The sequence below is a fragment of the Streptomyces sp. NPDC059957 genome (assembly GCF_042730015.1).
Taxonomy (GTDB): domain Bacteria; phylum Actinomycetota; class Actinomycetes; order Streptomycetales; family Streptomycetaceae; genus Streptomyces.
In genome coordinates, this window is record NZ_JBHWMB010000097.1 from 1 (window position 1) to 18,121 (window position 18,121).

Consider the following 18,121-nt stretch of genomic DNA (forward strand, 5'->3'; position numbering starts at 1 on the left):
CCGCGGACGCGCCCACACCACACCTGGACTCGGTCGAGCAGACCTTGCGTCAGGTATCGCCGGGCCTGGAGGGCTCGATGTGGGAACGCACTTCCGGCAACCGGCTCGGCTCGTCCGAGCCCGGGGGCGCCGACTGGCTTCTCCAGACGCCCGGCTGCTGGGGCGACGCCACGTGTGCCGACCGGCCCGGATCGCGCCGCCTTCTGGAGAAGATGCGCCAGGACATAGCCGATGCCCGGCAGACGGTGGACATATCGACGCTGGCACCCTTCCCCAACGGGGGCTACCAGGAAGCGATCATCGCCGGCCTCAGGGAATCGACCCGGAAGGGCAACCGGCTCAAGGTGCGCATCCTGGTGGGCGCCGCACCCCTCTACCACTCCACGGTCATCCCGTCCTCGTACCGGGACGAGCTGCTCACGCGACTCGGCCCGGCCGCCGCGGGCCGCATCACGCTCAACGTGGCCTCGATGACCACCTCGAAGACCGCCTTCTCCTGGAACCACTCCAAGCTCGTGGTGGTGGACGGCAGTTCGGTCATCACGGGCGGCATCAACAGCTGGAAGGACGACTACCTGGACACCACCCACCCGGTGAACGACGTCGACCTCGCGCTCTCCGGGCCCGCGGCGGGCTCAGCAGGCCGCTACCTCGACTCCCTCTGGGACTGGACCTGCCGGAACAAGACCAGTTGGAGCGCGGTCTGGTTCGCCGCCTCACCCGGCGCGGACTGCATGCCCGCCCTGCCCCGGCCCGCCTCGCCGCAGGGCGGGGGCGACGTGCCCGCGCTCGCCGTCGGCGGACTCGGTGTGGGCATCCGCCAGAACGACCCCGCCTCCTCGTTCCGCCCGGTCCTGCCGACGGCCGGCGACACCAAGTGCGGGATCGGTCTGCACGATTACACCAACGCCGACCGGGACTACGACACGGTCAACCCCGAAGAGAGCGCACTGCGCGCCCTCGTCTCCAGCGCGAACTCGCACATCGAGATCTCCCAGCAGGACGTGCACGCCACCTGCCCGCCGCTGCCCCGCTACGACGTACGCCTCTACGACGCCCTCGCCGCGAAGCTCGTCTCCGGCGTGAAGGTCCGCATCGTCGTGAGCGATCCGGCGAACCGCGGCACGATCGGCAGCGGCGGCTACTCACAGATCAAGTCGCTCTCCGAGGTGAGCGACGCCCTGCGCGGCCGGGTGACGGCCCTGACAGGTGACTCCGCCCGGGCGCGGACAGCCTTCTGCGAGAACCTCCAGTTGGCCACGTTCCGGGCCTCCGACCAGCCGACCTGGGCCGACGGCAAGCCGTACGCCCAGCACCACAAGCTCGTCTCGGTCGACGGCGCGGCCTTCTACATCGGCTCCAAGAACCTCTACCCCTCCTGGCTGCAGGACTTCGGCTACGTCATCGAGAGCCCGGCCGCGGCCGCACAGCTGAAGAGCGACCTGCTGGACCCGCAGTGGCGCTACTCCCAGGCCACGGCGACGTACGACCACGCCCGCGGACTCTGCCAGGGCTGACGTCCCGCCCCACGGCGTGACGCCCCACCCCACGGCGTGACGTACCGGGGGACGGGGACGCGGCGGGTGGGTGCCGCCCGGGTCCGAGCCCACCGGTCGTCGCAAACCTCGGTGAACCGGCCGGTGGGTCCTGCGGCTACCGGCCCCTGGAAAGTACGATCAAGCAATGTCTGACATGACCGAAACCACGCCCGGCTGGCTGACCACGGACGAGCTCGAAGTGGCCAGGGCCCAAATGCCGATCCTGTATGTGACAGCGGTTCCTGTGCGGGTAGACGAGAGCGGCGAAGTCACCAGCATCGGGCTGCTGCTGCGCATGGGTCCGGACGGAACGGTGAGCCGGACCCTCGTGTCCGGACGCGTCCTGCATCACGAGCGGGTCCGTGACGCGCTGTTGCGCCATTTGGAGAAGGACCTCGGGCCGGTGGCTCTGCCCCGTGTCCCCGCATCCCTCCAGCCCTTCACCGTCGCCGAGTACTTCCCCACCGCCGGCTTCACCGCCTATCACGACCCCCGCCAGCACGCGGTGTCGCTGGCCTACGTCGTCCCGGTGGCCGGCGACTGCCGGCCCCGGCAGGACGCGCTGAACCTGGTCTGGTTCACTCCCCAGGAGGCCGCCGACCTCGCCGTGCACAACGAGATCCCCGGCGGCCACGGCGTGCTGCTGAAACAAGCGCTCGCGCACACGGGACACACCTACTGAGAGCCCCGCACCCCAGCCGGCCGGGCCGGCTGCCACGCCGCCGCACACAGTGAGGTCTCCGCCGTCTCGGCGTACAGGGCCGCGCCCAGCCAGGCGCGGGCGAAGTCGGTCGGGTCGGCGGGGAGCAGGCGGCCGAAGGGGTCCCGGGCGCGCCGGGTGGCGGTGCGTTGCAGTTCGGCCAGGAGGTCGGCGGCGGTGGGGAGGGCCGAGCGGCGCAGCTGCACGGAGTCTGCCGACAGCGATCCGGGGACGGCCAGGAAGGGGCGTCCGGCGGCGACGGCCTGTTCGAGGCGGCGGCGCAGGAGGTGGAGGGGTGCCGGGTCCGCCCCCCGGCCGGTGGGAACGTGTGCGACGGGAGGCGGCGGGGCGGAGGGGAGGTCGGCACGTTGCAGGCGGTCCAGGCCCAGGTCGACGCGCCGGGCGGGATCCGCCGGATGGGCGGCCGCCAAGAGCTGGAGGCCGGGCCGGGAGTCCGGGACGAGACGGCCGACGACGCGCAGGCGCGCGCCGGGCAGGGCTGCCAGCATCCGGAGGTTGTCGCGGTACGCCAGCGCGGGATGCTCGTGGGCCGCGGTGAGGCGGAGCGTCAGGTCGTCGCACGTGGCGAGGAGGCAGTCACCGCCGGTCTCGCGGGCGGGGCCCAGGATCGTCACGTCGAGGAAGAGCAGGTCGCCGCCGGGAGCCTCGGAGTGCAGGGCGCGCGCGGCCTGTGCGGCGGCCGGCGGGTCCCACAGGGCGGCAATGGGTTCGTCCGTCCAGGCCGCGCCCGCCGCCTGGACCGCCTTGCTCCCGGCGCCCGCACCGAGGCGGCCGGTGGGCGAGACGGTGGCCCCCGACAGGACGAGCCCGGCGTGGGACAACTGGCGGTGGGTGAGCGCGGTATCGCCCAGGCGTACGGTGCGCCCGGCTGCCGCCGTGGCACGGCCGGGGCCGCCCGGGGCGATGTCCGAGACGGTGTAGAGGCGGCCGTCGGCGGCGGCGGTCCAGGTGATGGCACCCGCGTAGCCGCCGGCGGTGATCAGGGGTTCGGTGAACAGGCCGTACAGGCGCAGGGATCCGTCCGGTACGTAGGTCTGCCGGGCGGTGCCGCGCAGGGCGGCCAGTTCGGGGCCGGTGGCGTCGGGAAGCCGGTGGGCGGCGGCGAGCAGTTCGCGGACGGCTGCCGTGAGGTCGGCGAGGCGGTGGGCGGGGTCGGCGGAGCGGGCGGAGCGCAGCGCGGTGACGACGGAGACGGCGGCCGCGGCCGGGCGGGGCAGACCGCCGAGCTTGGCGGTGTGGGCCGCCCGCAGCAGTTCGGACTGCAGGACTGCTCCGGCGCCTTCGATGCCCGTGTCGAGCACGGCGGCGCCCGCGGCCCACAGGTGGCCGGCGGCGGCACGCTGCTCGGGGGTGGCCGCACTCTCCTCGGCCTCCGGCGGCTGCGGGGATCCGGTGTCCTCGCCGGAGGACGATGGCCCGGCGTCCGTGTCGCGGAGCGGGCCGGCCGCGGGGTCGGCCACCGGCGCGGCGGACGCGATCGCCGCCCGGTGCAGGCAGCCCGGGGCGAGCAGGCAGCCGCAGCGGATCGCGTCCGCCGTGGCCACCACCCCGGCGGGGGCGTGGAGTTCCAGGCCGGTTTCGTCGTCGACCGCGATCCGTACGGTGTCGCCGTCGCGGGTGACGGGCCGGTCGGCGATCTTGGTGATGGCGGCGTCGAGCCGCTTGCGCAGTCTGGGCGAGAGCGCGCCGACGATCTCGGCGGTCACGGCGGGTGCGACAGCGGGCAGGAGCTGGCTGTGCGGGCTCATGCGATCTTCTCCCCTACCCAGCGGGCGAGTTCGAGCGGGCTGAGGGCAGCCACCGGCATCCCGGCGGCGACGAGCTGCCCGGCGACGCCGGTCGAGTACCGGGGGCGGCCGGAGTCGTCGAGGCTCGCGCAGCCGAGTACATGGCACCCGGCTCCGACGAGGGTGCGTACCTCGGAGAGGAGCCCGCCGACCGGATAGCCCTCCTCGAAGTCGCTGATCACGACGACCAGGGTGCGGGACGGCACGGTCACCAGGGTGCGGGCGTGGCGCAGCCCGGCGGCGATGTGGGTGCCGCCGCCGACCCGTACCTCCAGCAGCAGGGACAGCGGGTCGTGCACGTGGTCGGTGAGGTCGATGACCTCGGTGGAGAAGGCGAGGAAGTGGGTGGAGAGGGTGGGCACTCCGGCCAGGACGGCGGCGGTGAGGGCCGACCAGATGGTGGAGGCCTCCATAGATCCTGAGACCTCGGTGACCAGGACCAGCCGCCAGTCGGCGGCGCGCCGGGCGCGGGAGCGGAACACCGGGTGTTCGGGGATGACCTGGACGCTGCCGTCGGGGGTCCGGCGCGCGGTGGCGAGGTTGGCGCGCAGGGTGCGTGCCAGGTCGAGCTGTCCGCCGGGGCGTCGGCTCGGGCGGGGCAGTGTCATGCCGGTCAGGGCGGGGCGCAGCCGGGTGGTCAGCTGCCGGGTGAGTTCGTCGACGAGCCGGCGGACCAGGGGGCGCAGTGCGCCGAGCCGGGCTTCGGGGAGGCCGCCCGCGTGCTGAAGGACGGTGCGCAGCAGGTCGACGGAGGGGCGGACGCCGGCGGGGTCGAGTTCGCCCAGGACGTCGCGGCGGCCGGCCGCGGCGGCCGCGGCGAGGACCTCCTCGCGGATGCCGGGGCCGAACAGGGCGGACAGTTCCTCGGACCATTCGCGGACGCCGGGGTAGGGCGCCTGGCGGCCGCCGCGGTTGCCCGCGCCGAGATCGCCGCGGGAGCCTTCGCCGCGGCCGTTGCCGTACAGCTCGTCCAGCGCGGTGGCCAGCGGTGCTGCGGATGGGGGTAGTTGGTCGGTACGGCGGCCGAGCAGCAGTCGCCAGCGGTCGGCGGGGGCCAGGACGCGGTCCCCCGCGGGTGCGGCCTCCCCGGCCGCGCGCCCCGATGCGGCGGGCGCCGCCAGGACTGCTGCCGGTGGCAGGCCGGCCCGCTGCGCGGCCGTGCGGTCGGCGGTGCCGCCGGGTGCAGCGGCGTCCGGGGCCGGTGGGTGGCCGGGGGCGTGCGGTGACGTACCGGTCGGGTCAGGGGGCGTGGGCTCCGCCAGGGAGGCTGGTGACGGTTCGCCGGGGCGGTGATCGCCGTCGTGCGGCGGCGTCGCGGACGGTCCGCGGACGTCGGGACCCGCCGGGGGAACAGAAGGCAGGAGGCCCAGCCGGGCCAGGGTCTCGCGGGCGGCCAGATCTGCGCGGGTCCACAGCGCCAGCGCGGCCGGGTCGATGCCGTCCGTGTCGGTTACCAGGCCGACCGCGTCGCCGAGCCGGTCTTCCACCGCCGTGAGCAGCCGGTCGCGGGAGGCGGGGCTGAGGGTGTCGAAGCCGCCGCGCAGCGCGGGCAGGCGGTCCAGGAAAGCGGTGTCCGCGAGGGCGGTGACCCGGTCCAGCACCGGGTCGAGGACGGGAGCCATGGTCTCCAGGAGCGGGGCGGCCGCGGTGAGCAGGCCGGTGAGGCGGGCGGTCAGCGCGGTCCGGGTGGCGGCATCGGTGGCCGCGTCCACCCAGGACGCGGTACGGGTGCCGAAGACGTGCGCGTCCTCGTGGCCCAGCAGGACGCGGACGGCTCCGGCCGCGGCGGACATCAGCGGCGAGCCGTCGGCGGCCAGCCTGCTGAGGGCGTCGGTGAGTCGGATCCCGCCGAAGACGTCCGCGCGGTGGGCGAGTTCGAGCAGTGCCCGGGCGTCGTCGGGGTCGTCGGAGCCGGTGAGGCCGTCGACCTGGCGGACGGCGGCCGAGGTGAGCAGTTCGCCTGCCGCCGCCGACCGCGCGGCGCGGTCCGGGTCCGTGCCGAGTCCGGCGACGTGGCCGGCCCGGATGCGGTCCAGCAGGCCGAGGGCGGACAGCAGTTGGGGCAGCGTGCCGGTGGCCGGGACGCCCTCGCCCACTTCCGTGAGCCGTTCGTCGGCCAGCGCGGGCAGTCCGCAGGCAGCGGCCTCCGCGAGGCCGTCGATGCTCTGGGCGGCGGTGGGCCCTCCGTCGTCCTGTTCGGCGCGGCGTCGTTCGCGCAGCAGGCCTTCGGCGGCCTGGGCCGGGGTGACGCCGCGGATTCCGGCGGCGGTGAGCATGGCGGCGGTGGCCGGGGTCCAGCGCACCTCCCACCGGGTGGTCACGGCCTCGCCTGCGCCGGCGCCCGTGACGGGCGTCGACGTGGCGTAGGGGATGCCGCAGACCGTCAGCCGGCGCAGCAGGAGCTCGCGGCGGCGGTCGAGGTCCGAGCGCAAGGGGTCGAGCCGCAGGTCGCGGGCGGCCGGACCCGTGTCGGCGGGACCTGGCAGGCCCAAGGCCGCGACCTCGTCCTCAACGGCCGGTGCCAGACCGCTGCGCGGGGCGGCAGGCGCGGGCCGGCCGGAGCGGGTGCCGACCAGGACCCGTTCCAGCGATCGGGCGACAGCGCGCCCGCGGCCGAGCGGTTCACCCTGGGTCAGTACGGTCTGCACGGCCTCGATGAGTTCGCCGCGGCCGGGCGCGGGCAGGCCGCGCAGCCGGGCGAGGTCGCCCGCCAGCCGGACGATCTCGCGGGCATCCGCGGGCCCCGAGGGGTGGTCCTGTGCACGCAGTTCGCCGCAGATCCGCACGGCCGTGGTGAGCAGTGCCTCGTGTACGGCGGCCGGACGGCCCGCCGCCTCCAGGACGAGGTGCTGCCATTCGGGGTCGCGGATGCCGGCCGGATAGCCGGACCTCTCGTCCAGCAGCGGATAGGTGTACGGGATGAGGGAGACGGTCCAGGCCGGACCGCTGGGGAGCGCATCCTCGGGCGGCACCGGGCCGGGCCCGGGGCCCAGCAGCGCCGGGGTGTGGAAGGCGCCCACGACCACGGCGGCCCGGCGGCCGGCGGCCGTGGCCTCGTCGATCCGGGCGCGCATCCAGCGCTCGCGGGCCAGGTCCGACTCGGCCACCGCCCCGGCCCGTTCGGCGTCGTGTCGCAGTGCCCAGCCGGTGAGCAGGGCGGCACGGCGCAGCGCCTCGGGCGTCGAGCCGGGGGCGGCGGTTTCCACCAGGCGGTCCCACAGGTCCTCGCCGGGACGGCCGGTGAGGCGTGCGGTGAGCGCCTCGCGCAGCCCGGGTCCTTCGTGGCCCGCCCCGGCCGGGCGCCGGGGCTCGTGCCGGGCCGGGTCGGACAGCGGAAGGTCGCAGGCGATCACGGGGATGTCGTGGCGGGCGGCCCAGCGCAGGGCGACGAGTTCGGGAGAGAAGTCGGCGAACGGGTAGAAGGCGGGCCCGCGCCCGTCCCCGGCGCCGTCCCCGCGGGAGGTGGCGGGGACGGCGGCCAGGGCGACGGGGGCCCGGGTGTCGGCGTGGGCGAGCCAGGGCAGCCACTCCTGCAGATCCGCGGGGAGCTCGACGAGCACTACCTCGGGCTTCGCCGCGTCCAGTAGCTCCGGCATGACGGCGGCAAGCGACGGCGCGTGGTGGCGCACGCCGATGAGGTACGGAGTGGTGGGGTCGGTCAGGGCCGCCACCGCCTCGTCCGGAGTCATGGCGGGGGCGGTGGAGCCGGACGGGGCGGTGGAGGCCGGCGGGGCGGTGGAGCCCGGCGGGGCAGTGGAGCCCGGCGGGGCAGTGGAGCCCGGCGGGGCGGTGGAGGCTTCCGCAGTGGTGGCGGCTGCCGGGGACGGAACGGTCATGGCGTCAGCTCTCCAGGGCCGGGCGCAGGTCCCACAGGGTGCGCCAGGTCGCCGAACCCTGCTCGGCGCGGCGGCGCACCGCGCCGTCCCAGTAGCCCAGCAGCCGGGCGGCATCGGCCGGGTCGTCCTTGCGGACCACGCCCAGCAGGTGGCCGGGGAGCAGGGACAGCACGTCCCGGTCGCCGGGGAAGTACGCGGCGGCCAGGGCCAGGGAACCGGCCACGGACACCGCCTCCGCGGTGCTCATCACCGTGGAGGGGCGCTCGACCTCCCAGCCTTCGGCCGACCGCCCGTCCCGCAGGTCGCGGAAGGCGGTCACGAGGGCTTCGAGGACCGCGTCGTCAACCTGGAAGGGGGCACCGGCCCGGGTGACGGCCGCGTGGGCCTGGCGGCGTACCAGGGCGGTCTCGGCGTCCAGGTCGCCGATGGGGCCGACGGTCTCGAAGTTGAAGCGGCGCTTGAGGGCCGCGGACATCTCGGAGACGCCCCTGTCGCGGAGGTTGGCGGTCGCGATGAGGGTGAAGCCGGGGGCGGCGTGGGCGAGGGCGTCGGCGCTGCCGGCCAGTTCCGGCACGGCGATGCGGCGTTCGGACAGGAGTGAGACCAGGGCGTCCTGGACCTCGGGCAGGCAGCGGGTGATCTCCTCGACACGGGCCACGGCGCCACGGGTCATGGCGGTGAGGACCGGGGAGGGCACCAAGGCCTGCCGGGTGGGGCCCTGGGCCAGGAGCAGCGCGTAGTTCCAGCCGTACTTGAGCTGGTCCTCGGTGGTGCCGGCGGTGCCCTGCACCACCAGGCCGCTGGTGCCGCAAACAGCGGCGGACAGCAGCTCGGAGAGCATCGACTTGGCGGTGCCGGGCTCGCCGACCAGCAGCAGCCCGCGTTCTCCGGCCAGCGTGACGACACAGCGTTCCACCAGGGCGCGGTCGCCGACGAACTTCTGCTCGACCACCAGCTTGCGCGGGACGCCGTCGGGCGCCGGGGCGCCCTCGGGCAGCCGCAGGGCCTCGCCTGCGCTGCCCATCACGAAGGTGACGACGGCGCGCGGGCTCAGCAGCCAGGCGGGCGGGCGGGGGCCGTCGTCATAGGCGGCGAGGAAGGCCAGTTCGGTGGCGTGGCGGTCCTCGGGCGGGCTGACCTGCCGGGCGGACGCGGGTGCGGGGGCGGGTGCGGGTGCGGAAACGGTGGAGTCGGTGGTGTCGGTGGTCATCGGCGGCGGCCCTTCCGGGTGGCGCGGGTGGTGAGTTCTTCGAAGGCGGGGGCATCGCCGTCCTTGACACGGCCCCATGCGCGGGCGAACAGGGCGGGCACCGGCAGGTGCGGCACGGCCCGGGTGTGGTCGCGGAGCGGGTAGAGGGGTTCCTTCCAGGTCTCCACCGGCAGGGCGGGGGCCTTGAACTCGTGCCAGCCGCAGGGCAGGAACAGGGTCCGGCCCGCGCGGGACCGCTTGGCCTCCAGGACCAGGCCGGTGGCGGCCAGTTCGGTCCTGGCCTTCTTCGACCGGCCCGGCGTCCAGCCGGTCCACCGGGCACGGTCGCGGTCGGTCGGGTCGGGCAGCGCGAGCAGTTGCAGGTAGAGCGCGGCCGCGTCGTCGCCCAGCCCGTGGGTCGCGGCCACCTCTGCGACCAGCTCCGGGGCCGAGCGGGCGGGGTCCTGGGCGTAGCCGCTGAAGCCGCCGGGAGCCGATCCGGCCAGGACGGCCTGTTCCAGGTCCTCGCCGAGCAGGGACCGCACGGCGGCCAGGGAGTGGCCGCGGCCCGGGCCGACCAGCCCTTCGAGCAGCCCGAGGACGGGATCGTCCGCGCCGGTGATCCCGGCCGTACGCACCAACGTCATCTCGGTGTCGCCGTACCAGGGGCGCAGCACGAGGGCGTCCCCGAGCCGGGTGAGGCCGTCGGCTCCCGCTCCTCCCGTCGCGGGAAGGCCGTACGCGGTGCGCAGCGGGGCCGCGGTCGCGGTGCCCTTCTCCGTCCACTCCACGTCCAGGTCGAGGATGAGGCCGGGGTCGGCCAGGCGCCTGCGCAGCGCGGCGAGTCCGGCCGGCAGGTGGGCGCGCAGCGGATGGCCGTACGGCAGTCCGTAGGCGAGCCCGCTGAGCGCGGCCACGGCGCTGGTGAGGTTGCCGCGGCCCGGGACCGCGGCCGGGTCCTCCGCGACGAGGTTGCCGTCCTTGTCGAGCCGCATCGGGGTGGTGCGGCTGAGCCACGCGGTGTGGCCGGGGTTGAGGACGGCTTCGGCCGACGCGATGGAGACACCGGCCAGGACGTCTGCCAGCTCCTCCGGCAGTCGGACCAGCGATCCGAGGCGCTCCGCCCAGGTCTTGGCGGCCGCCGCGGTGTCGGGACCGGTCTCCCACAGGTCGGCGGGGTCGGCGGGGAGCAGCGCGTCCAGCAGTGCCCGCCGGTTGGCGCCGCCGAGCGCGCTCAGCCTGACGTCGGCCCGTTCGGCCTGCCGGACCCCCAGGCCCACCAGGGCCAGCCCTGCCGCGTCGAGTTCACCGGTCCCCGCCGCGACGAGGAGGGCCGCCTGTGCGGGGCCTATGCCGGTGGCGGCGTCGAGTGCGACGGGCGCCTCGGGCCGCCACGGCGCGGCGCCGCGCTCGCGGACGAGGCGGATCAGCGGGAGCAGGCGCTCGTGCGGGAGGGCGGGGGTGTACCGCTGGTCCTCGTGGTGGGTGAAGTCGGCGATCTGGCCGAACGCCCCTTCCGGGTCGTGGTCGAGGGCGAGCCAGTGGACGCGGTCGTTGCGCTGGGTGTGCCCGCGGCCGAGGATCACCACCGTGCGGTCGCCGCGGCGCAGCACCTGGCCGAGCCGCTGCTTCTTGCCGACCTGGTCCTCGCTGTCCTCCTCGCAGAGCATGACCTGCCGCAGGGCGCCCGCGGGGTTGGCGAGCGGGCCGGTGGCGACCGCTTCCAGGAGGAGCAGCAGTGCCTCCCGGTGTTCGCCGGTGGTGGTGGGGGCGGTGGCGCGGTAGGCGAGGGGGCCCAGGGCGTCCAGGAAGGGCAGCCAGCCCAGGTCGATGCCGGGGACGGTGTGGGTCTCGCTCGTCCAGCCGTCGCCGAGTGCCGGCAACGGGGTGGGGTCGGGCAGCGGCTTGCCGTCTGCGGGCCTGCCGGACAGGACCTGGTTGACGGAGAGGATCTGCTGGAGGCCGCTCCACTTCGCTTCGCGCCCCCAGTAGCCGTATCGGCCCGGCGCGGCGAGCCCGTCCACGGCGGCGGTCAGGGTCGCGTCGTCCCCGTGGACGGGCCGGTGGTCGGCGTACATCCCGTCGCCGTGCCGCTTCCCGCCGTGCGGTTCGGCCTGCGGGGGTGCTGCGTACGCGGCGATGTCGGCGCGATGGCGGGCGGCCGTCCGCACGAGCACGCTCACGCCGGTGAGCAGCCGGGCGTCGGTCAGCGCGGGGAGCGCCGTGGCGACGGCCGCCTCGATGAGCTCGTCCGCGGAGGGGCCGTTGTACGACTTGTCGGCGTCGACCGCGGCCTTTCGCTTGGCCAGTGCCGTGTCGACGGCGTCGAGGAGGGTCGCGATCTGCGCGTCGGTGACCGCGCGCAGGGTGGCCGAGCCCCGCTCGTCGCGCGGGCGCAGGGCGTGCCAGAACGCGGGCGGCGGGACGTACCGGGTGCCGGCGGCGTACTCGCCGCCCTGCTCTCCCAGGGGGGCCGATCCCAGCGCGTCGGTGGTGACGGCGCCCGCCGGATAGAGCTCGACGGTGCCGCCGACGACGGCGGCGAGGGGCTCGGCTCCGCCCGGCAGCCGCAGGGCGCCCAGCGGTACGGGTTGGTCCCGGCGGCCCGGCGCGACGGCCAGGGTGACGGTCCGCCCGTCGGGGGTCCCGGAGGTGACGCGTCGGTCGGGGTCCTGTCCCTCGGTGCGCACCCAGCGGCCCAGGACGGTGCCGTCGGTGCCGAACGGCGTGGTCTCCAGGCCCGGGAGCAGTGGCAGGACCTCGCATTCCTCGGTCACGAGGCGGGCGCCGTCACGGATTCCCGACTGCAGGAAGGCGGGCAGCGAAGCACGCCCGTGGGTGCCGCCCGCCGGGTCGTACTCGACCCAGCAGTGGTCGCGGCCCTGCTTGCCCTGGCGCCAGTGGCCGGTGCCGTCGCCCAGCACGGGGCGGGTGGACGGCAGGGTGGTGTCGCCCGCGTGCAGGGTGCGGCCGCCCGTGGCGCGGCCACCGCCGGGCAGGGGCAGCGACGGGGAGCCGACGTCCTGCCCGTTCCACCACTGCGGCAGCTGCTCGCCGCCGAGGGTGAAGGGTTCGCCGGGGCGGTTCGACCAGTACGCGCGCTGCTTGCCGTCCTCCGCCCAGATGACCAGCAGTTCGCCGTCGGTGTACCGGAAGCGGGGGCGCCGCCAGCGGTCCAGGTCGGCGGGCAGGCGCAGCTCGTGTTCGAGCAGCACCCCTTCGGGGCCGACCACGACGGCCGTGTGGCGGTTGGCGAGGACCAGGGCGGGCCAGGCCTCGGCGACCACCATCCAGTGGTGCTGGTCGCTCCGGTCGGTGTCGAGCCGCCGGTAGGTCTCTTCCAGGGCGGGCCAGCCCAGTTCGTCCAGGACGCCGGCGCGCAGGGTGGCCCCGAGGACCGGCGCCAGGTCGTGGGCGGCGATCCGGGCGATGGCCTCCGCGTTGACCTGGCCGGCGACCGAACGGAAGGACGACAGGCGGCGGAGCGCCGCTCGCGAACCGGGCAGTCCCGCCGCCCCGGTGAGTTCCGCGGCGCGATCGCGCAGCCAGTCGTGGAGCACGGCGCCGAGCACCGGGTGGGCGGCGATCGCGGCGAGCACGGGGTCCTTCGAGCGGTGGCCGTTCATTGCGTTCAGCGCGTCGTACAGCAGTCCGCGCAGGCGGGGGCGGGCTGCGACGGCCGTCAGGTCGCGGCGGCCCGGGGTGTCGTCGCCGATCCAGCGCTCCAGCGGGAGGTGGACGTTGGCGCCCGCGGCCGGTTCGGTGACGGGGATGTCCCAGGCCACGCAGGCGTCGAGCAGGTCCAGGTCGGCGCCCGCGTGCCAGCGTCCCTGGAAGAGGTCGACGGGGCGGCCGTCGGCGCGCAGCCGGGGGGCCATGCGCTCGACGAGGGCGAGGGTGTGCGCGCAGCGCTGCGAACTGGACGAGCCGTGCTTGCGGTGCAGGGCCCAGCGGCTGAGCCAGTCCGCGGGGTCGACGCCGTCCGTGCTCTCCGCGTCGGTGAGCAGGGCGTCCGCGCCCGTCTCCGCGAGCAGCGAAAGCCAGGCCTCGTCGGCCTTGCGGTCATCGCCGAGGCCGGTCGGCATGATCTCCAACAGGCGGGTACGGATCTCCGGTCGTGCGGCGGCGAGCGCCACCAGGGTCGGGCGGTAGGCGGTCCAGAACGACGCGGGGGCCCGGACGATGCTCGGTGAGGTGATCAGGTCGCCGACGAAGGCGCTCTCGGCGGTCTCCCGGTCCAGGCCCGCGGCCTTGACGAGGGCGCGGGCGTCCTGCGGCAGGGCGGCGTACGGAGCCATGCCCGCACCGCAGCGTTCGACGGCGAGCTGCCGGAACTGCGCCCAGGCCTCGGCCGGGTCGAGGCGACGCGAAAGGTCCTGCGCGTGGTCCTTGAGCGCCTTGACGGTCAGGGCCCCGGCGAAGGCGAACTCCAGGAAGACGGCCCGCTGCCGCTCCTCGTCGACCGGCAGGCCGTGGACGCGCTCGGCGGCGCGCGCCTTGCCGAAGAGCGTCGCGGCGTAGGTGGTGTTGTCGTGCTGGAGGAAGACGCGTGCGGCCTGCTCGTAGAACGTCGGCAGGAAGTGCGGTACGGCGCGGCCTAGCCGGGTGGCGAGTGCCTCGAAGCCGTCCTTGGCGGCGCCGGCCCGGGACTTTGCCTGGCGGGCCAGCCGTTCCATGTCCTTGACCAGGGCCAGCGCGTGGTGGCCGTTGGCCGGATCGTTGACCAGGGCCCAGGCGGGGAAGCCCAGTGTCTCGCGGCGTATCTGCCCCACCTCGGGGGCGTCGGGCTCGCGGGCGAGTCCGAGGAAGTCCAGTGCCAGGTCCTCGGCCTCGCCCAGGGTGCCCGCGACCAGGCGCACCACGCGCCGGTCGTCCAGGGCCGGGTGGGTGTACGTGCGGGCTGTGAGGGTGTCGGCGTCGTCACGGGCGACGGTGCCGGCGCGCAGGATCGCCCCGGCGTCCAGCAGGGCCGCGGCCCGGGTGATGTCGTCGGTGTTCATGCCGCCTGCTCCTCGTCCTCGATGTCGCGTCCCGCGTACAGGGCCGCCGCCATGCGCATGCCTTCCGACCAGGCGACCGGGCCGATCTGTCCGGCGGTCAGTGCCCGGCCCGCGGCGTCGGTCCAGGTCAGCGAGCCGGTCTCGGTCCGCTCGTAGCTGTCGTAGTCGCCGATCCAGATGCGCGCCTCGACCGCCCGGCCGTCCTCGACGACCGGGCACACCGCCTGGCCGCCGCGGGCCCGGTAGCCGAGCTGGGTGGTGCGCCCGTGGAGGAACCGCAGTTCCTTGAAGGCGCCGCCCGCGTACTCGTCGACCGAGGCGGTCTCCGGGTCCAGTTCCGCCGGGCGGTGCCAGACCTCGCGGAAGAGCTGCTGCACCCGCTGGTCCACGGTGAGTTCGACCGCGAACTCGCGGAGTTCTTCCAGGTCCGCCAGCAGTACCGGGTGCGGGATGCGGACCAGCTCGGGGCTGATGCGCACCGTGTCGCCGTCGAGGTCGACCAGGCCGAGGCCCCGGACGGGGTCGGCGTCACGCAGGAAGCCGGCGACTTCGCCGTCCTCGCCCGTGACAACGAGGTCGTACAGCGCGGAGCGCCAGGCCGTGTCCGGCCACACCTGGGCGATCGCCGCGATGGGGACGGGCAGCGAGCGCACCATCCAGCGCTCCACGTCGGCGACGCATTGGCGTTCGTGCCGGTCCAGCCACTCCACCAGCTGGCGCAGTCCGACCACGGCCGGGTCGTCCGCGAGTTTCCCCGGGACCGTCTTCAGCCGGCGACCCGCCGCATTGCGGCAGACCACTTTCCCGTCGTCGAGGGCGACTTCGTAGTCGCCGGCCGGAACCCACCCCATGTGCTGTCTCCTCGGTCAGACGGCCTGGTCCGGGGCATGGCACGGCATGGCACACCCCCGGTCGCAGCGCCGCCGCGATCACGTTGGTGTGACTCTAGGGGCAGCCTCGGACAATGCCTCCGGAGCACTACAGGGAGGACGGATCACGCCCGCGGGGCCCGGAGCGATGCCCCGGACCGACGCGCGTCCCTCGCCGGACTCGACGTGGACCGGCCGTCGTGGGTGCGGTGTGAAATCCCGAAATCGCAGGCCGTCGGCGGAGGTACGTACGTCAAGTGCCGGCTGCCCTCTGCGGGTCCGCGGCTCCCCCCTGGTTCCTCGTACGCACCGGCGGGCAACTGCGATGCCCGGGCTGTGCGTGCCGCGACGGCCGGCTGCGCTTCCTTCCAGGCGCCGTCTCGTTGACCCGGTCACTCGACCATTGGAGGCGCACCCCATGCTCAGGACATCCCCCGCCCGGCGGCTCTCGGTGGTACTGGCGACGGCCTCCGTCATCGCGGGTGCGGCGGGGATCAGTCCCGCGCATGCGGTGGAGCGGTGCAAGGCGTCGTCCAAGACCGTCGACAACCCCGCCTACAGCGGAGCCTGGCCCGACAACTGGAAGTTCACCGTCAAAGCCTGTGTCACCGGATCCGGCGGCATCATCCGGCACTGGGCGACGCTCTCCTGGGACCTGCCTGAAGCCTCCACCGGCCCGGGCCCCGTCTTCAACGCCACGGGCACGTACGTCGAGGTGACGGCGATGACCGTCGGAGGCGGTATGGCCGTCACCAGGCGCACCGACCTGGCCCGGGCACTCAACAGGACGAAGGACGGGTCCACGACCCCCGCGGCCTACTCCTCACAGTGGTCCGCCCGACACCGCCTCGTCACCGACGTGATCTTGTTCCTCGACTGGAAGGGCGACGGGAAAGGCGCCCAGAAGATCCGCTTCGCTCCTTCACCCTCCCTCCCCGGCTCGGCGCGATGAAACCGGCGCCGCCCATTCCTGCCTGTCGGGACCGAAGGTGCGCGACGGGATCCAGGGAGTGCTGTGGAGGAGGCGGCGGGTCATCTGGGCCCAGCCGAGGGGGGCTGCGGCGATCACCCATGCGTCGGGGGTGGGCGCTGTCAGGCGGCGGGCCGGGCGTAGCCAGGAGGCGGCGTGTTCGGGCCAGGTGACCGTGTCCAGGACTTCGCCGCCGCGGGAGCGCCAGGCCGTGGCGAAGGCCGACGCGGCGGCGGCCGAAGCACTGTCGCGGCTGTGGCCGATGACCACCGTCTTCGCCCCTGATCGGGCCACGAGGGTGACGAGGGCCACCAGTTCGGCCTCGGTGTGCGGGGCGGGGGGTGGGAGCGCGGCGTAGGCAGCTGCCTCGGCCGGACCGAGCAGGGGCGATCTCTTCATTCCTGGGCTCCGTTTCTCCAGCAGGTGCACCCGGTCAGGCCGCGTCGTGGAAGACCAGGACTCCTCGTATGTCTTCACAAACAACGATGATCATCGGTGGCCGTACCCGTTCCCCGCCCCGCCCTTACCACCAAGATCACGAGGGCTTCGGGCTGCCCTCGCATGATGTGGCTGCCATCACACTCCGGTGGTGTCACATCTGATGCCGCTGCCCTGTCCTATTACTGAAGCCGAAGAAGGGATCGTGAGGATGAAGGCCGTCATCGTGTGCGCCTCCGTGTCGCACGGAAATACGCGTCGTGTCGCCGACAGCATGGCCCAGGTACTGGGCGCGAAGGTCGTCTCGCCCGAGCAGGCCGACTTGGCGGAGCTGGCCGGTGCCGACCTTGTGGGATTCGGCTCGGGTGTCTTCTATCAGAGGCTCCACCCCCGCCTCACCGACTTCGTCAAGGCCCTGCCCACCGGGCGGGGCCGGGCATTCGTGTTCGCCACCAGCGGGCTTCCCGAGCTGCCGCTGGCACCTTTCACCCGCACCTTGGTCCAGCTCCTCGAAGGCAAGGGCTTCGAGGTGGACGGGAACTTCTCGTGCCGGGCGTTGGACACCATGATGCCCTTCAAGCTGGTCGGCGGTATCCAGAAACAGCGGCCGAACGACGGGGACCTGGCCGCTGCGCGGGCGTTCGCCGCGCGACTGCGGGACCGGCGAGAGCCGGTGTCCTGACACATGCCGCTCCGGGGCTCCCCCGCATCCCCGACCAGCAAGATCACGATCTACAGCTGGAGTAATAATCAGCAGCGCGTACGGGACAAAGGCCGGCGTCCCGGCCCAGGCGGCGAGTCGCCTGAGCCGCGATACACCGGCCGACACTGACCTAGGTGGCGGGGAGGAGGTCGGTGACGAGGGTGGCGAATTCCTCGGGGTCGAGGATGCGGATGCCCAGTTCCTCGGCCTTGGCGCGCTTGGAGCCGGCCTTCTCGCCCGCCACCAGGAGGGTGGTGCGCTTGGACACCGACGACGACGCCTTCCCGCCGGCCCGCTCGATCAGCTCGTTCATCTCGTTCCGGGACAGCACCGCAAGGGGGCCGCTCATGGAGCCGGTCACCACGACGGCCTGGCCGGTCAGCGGGCCGCCCGCCTTGTCCTCGCCGTCGCTCGCACCGCTCGCATCGGTTGACTCGGTTGCCTCGGTTGCGGGCTGCTGCGGCTCGGTGACCTGCGTGCCGACCCGCTGGGCCTGGAGCCTGTCGAGGAGCGGTGCGAGTTCGAGGAGTTCGGCCGCGATGACGCGGGCCTTCTCGGTGCCGATGCCGTCGACTGTGGCCAGCACGTCCGCGTCGGCGGCCCGGATCGCGGCCATCGAGCCGAAGTGCGCGGCAATTCGCCGGGACATCGTGCGCCCGGTGCCGCGGACACCGAGGGCGCAGAACACACGGTTCAATGCGGCCCCGCGGGCAGTCTCGATCGCGGCCAGGAGGTTGGCGGCGCTGGTCTCGCCCATCCGCTCCAGACCGAGGAGCTGCTCGCGGGTCAGCGTGAACAGGTCGGCGACGTCCTTGACCAGACCGGCGTCCACCAGCTGGATCGCGCGCGTGCCGCCGAGGCCTTCGATGTCGAGCTGGTCGCGGCCGGCCGCGTAGATCACCGAGGCCACGGCCTGACAGCCGCGGCCGCGCACGCACCGCCACCGCTGCTCGGAGGTGTCGATCGCGTCGCCACAGCGGGGGCACACCTCGGGGAAGACGATCGGGCTCTCGGCGCCGGTGCGCTGGTCGACCAGCGGTGCCTCGACCCGGGGGATCACGTCGCCGGCC

The 18,121-nt window shown here is 74.4% G+C and carries 11 protein-coding genes; 4 read left to right on the forward strand and 7 right to left on the reverse strand.

The features are described from left to right. Positions 1-1,517, forward strand: a 1,517-nt coding sequence (locus ACFWBW_RS37415) for a phospholipase (protein ID WP_385382872.1), incomplete at its 5' end; no start/stop codon positions are given. 175 nt (positions 1,518-1,692) lie between these two features. Beyond that, positions 1,693-2,220, forward strand: a complete 528-nt coding sequence (locus ACFWBW_RS37420; RefSeq protein WP_385382908.1) for an NUDIX hydrolase family protein — start codon at positions 1,693-1,695, stop codon at positions 2,218-2,220. On the opposite strand, the gene ACFWBW_RS37425 is transcribed toward ACFWBW_RS37420, so the two are convergent. From ACFWBW_RS37425 to ACFWBW_RS37445, 5 genes are read right to left on the reverse strand one after another with little or no spacing between them, the layout of a single operon-like run. Then, complete coding sequence (locus ACFWBW_RS37425) at positions 2,214-4,007, reverse strand: hypothetical protein (RefSeq protein ID WP_385382875.1); 1,794 nt, start codon at positions 4,005-4,007, stop codon at positions 2,214-2,216. The genes ACFWBW_RS37420 and ACFWBW_RS37425 overlap by 7 nt on opposite strands. After that, complete coding sequence (locus ACFWBW_RS37430) at positions 4,004-7,882, reverse strand: DUF5682 family protein (protein ID WP_385382877.1); 3,879 nt, start codon at positions 7,880-7,882, stop codon at positions 4,004-4,006. Before ACFWBW_RS37430 ends, ACFWBW_RS37425 begins: the two co-directional genes overlap by 4 nt. 4 nt (positions 7,883-7,886) lie before the next feature. After that, positions 7,887-9,092 carry an AAA family ATPase gene (locus ACFWBW_RS37435; RefSeq protein ID WP_385382879.1) on the reverse strand — a complete coding sequence of 402 codons (1,206 nt, stop codon included), beginning with the start codon at positions 9,090-9,092 and terminating at the stop codon, positions 7,887-7,889. Further along, entirely contained in the window at positions 9,089-14,071 is a 4,983-nt protein-coding gene (locus ACFWBW_RS37440; RefSeq protein ID WP_385382882.1) for a hypothetical protein, read from the reverse strand. The genes ACFWBW_RS37435 and ACFWBW_RS37440 overlap by 4 nt, the downstream gene beginning before the upstream one ends. Then, positions 14,068-14,922, reverse strand: coding sequence for a DUF4132 domain-containing protein (locus ACFWBW_RS37445; protein ID WP_385382884.1), 855 nt, complete (start codon positions 14,920-14,922; stop codon positions 14,068-14,070). The genes ACFWBW_RS37440 and ACFWBW_RS37445 overlap by 4 nt, the downstream gene beginning before the upstream one ends. A gap of 436 nt (positions 14,923-15,358) precedes the next feature. Between ACFWBW_RS37445 and ACFWBW_RS37450 the strand changes: the two genes are divergently transcribed. After that, positions 15,359-15,892: a hypothetical protein gene (locus ACFWBW_RS37450; protein ID WP_385382887.1), complete on the forward strand. Its 534-nt coding sequence runs from the start codon at positions 15,359-15,361 to the stop codon at positions 15,890-15,892. Here ACFWBW_RS37450 and ACFWBW_RS37455 read toward each other — a convergent pair. Then, positions 15,863-16,309 (reverse strand): hypothetical protein, encoded by a 447-nt coding sequence (locus ACFWBW_RS37455; protein ID WP_385382889.1) that lies wholly within the window; start codon positions 16,307-16,309, stop codon positions 15,863-15,865. The two genes, ACFWBW_RS37450 and ACFWBW_RS37455, sit on opposite strands and share 30 nt — an antisense overlap. A gap of 250 nt (positions 16,310-16,559) precedes the next feature. On the opposite strand from ACFWBW_RS37455, the gene ACFWBW_RS37460 reads away from it, so the two are divergent. Further along, on the forward strand, positions 16,560-17,030 hold the full coding sequence (locus ACFWBW_RS37460) for a flavodoxin family protein (protein WP_385382911.1): 471 nt from the start codon (positions 16,560-16,562) through the stop codon (positions 17,028-17,030). Between the two features lie 151 nt (positions 17,031-17,181). On the opposite strand, the gene ACFWBW_RS37465 is transcribed toward ACFWBW_RS37460, so the two are convergent. Further along, the coding region (locus ACFWBW_RS37465; RefSeq protein ID WP_385382892.1) for a helix-hairpin-helix domain-containing protein at positions 17,182-18,121 on the reverse strand (940 nt) is incomplete at its 5' end.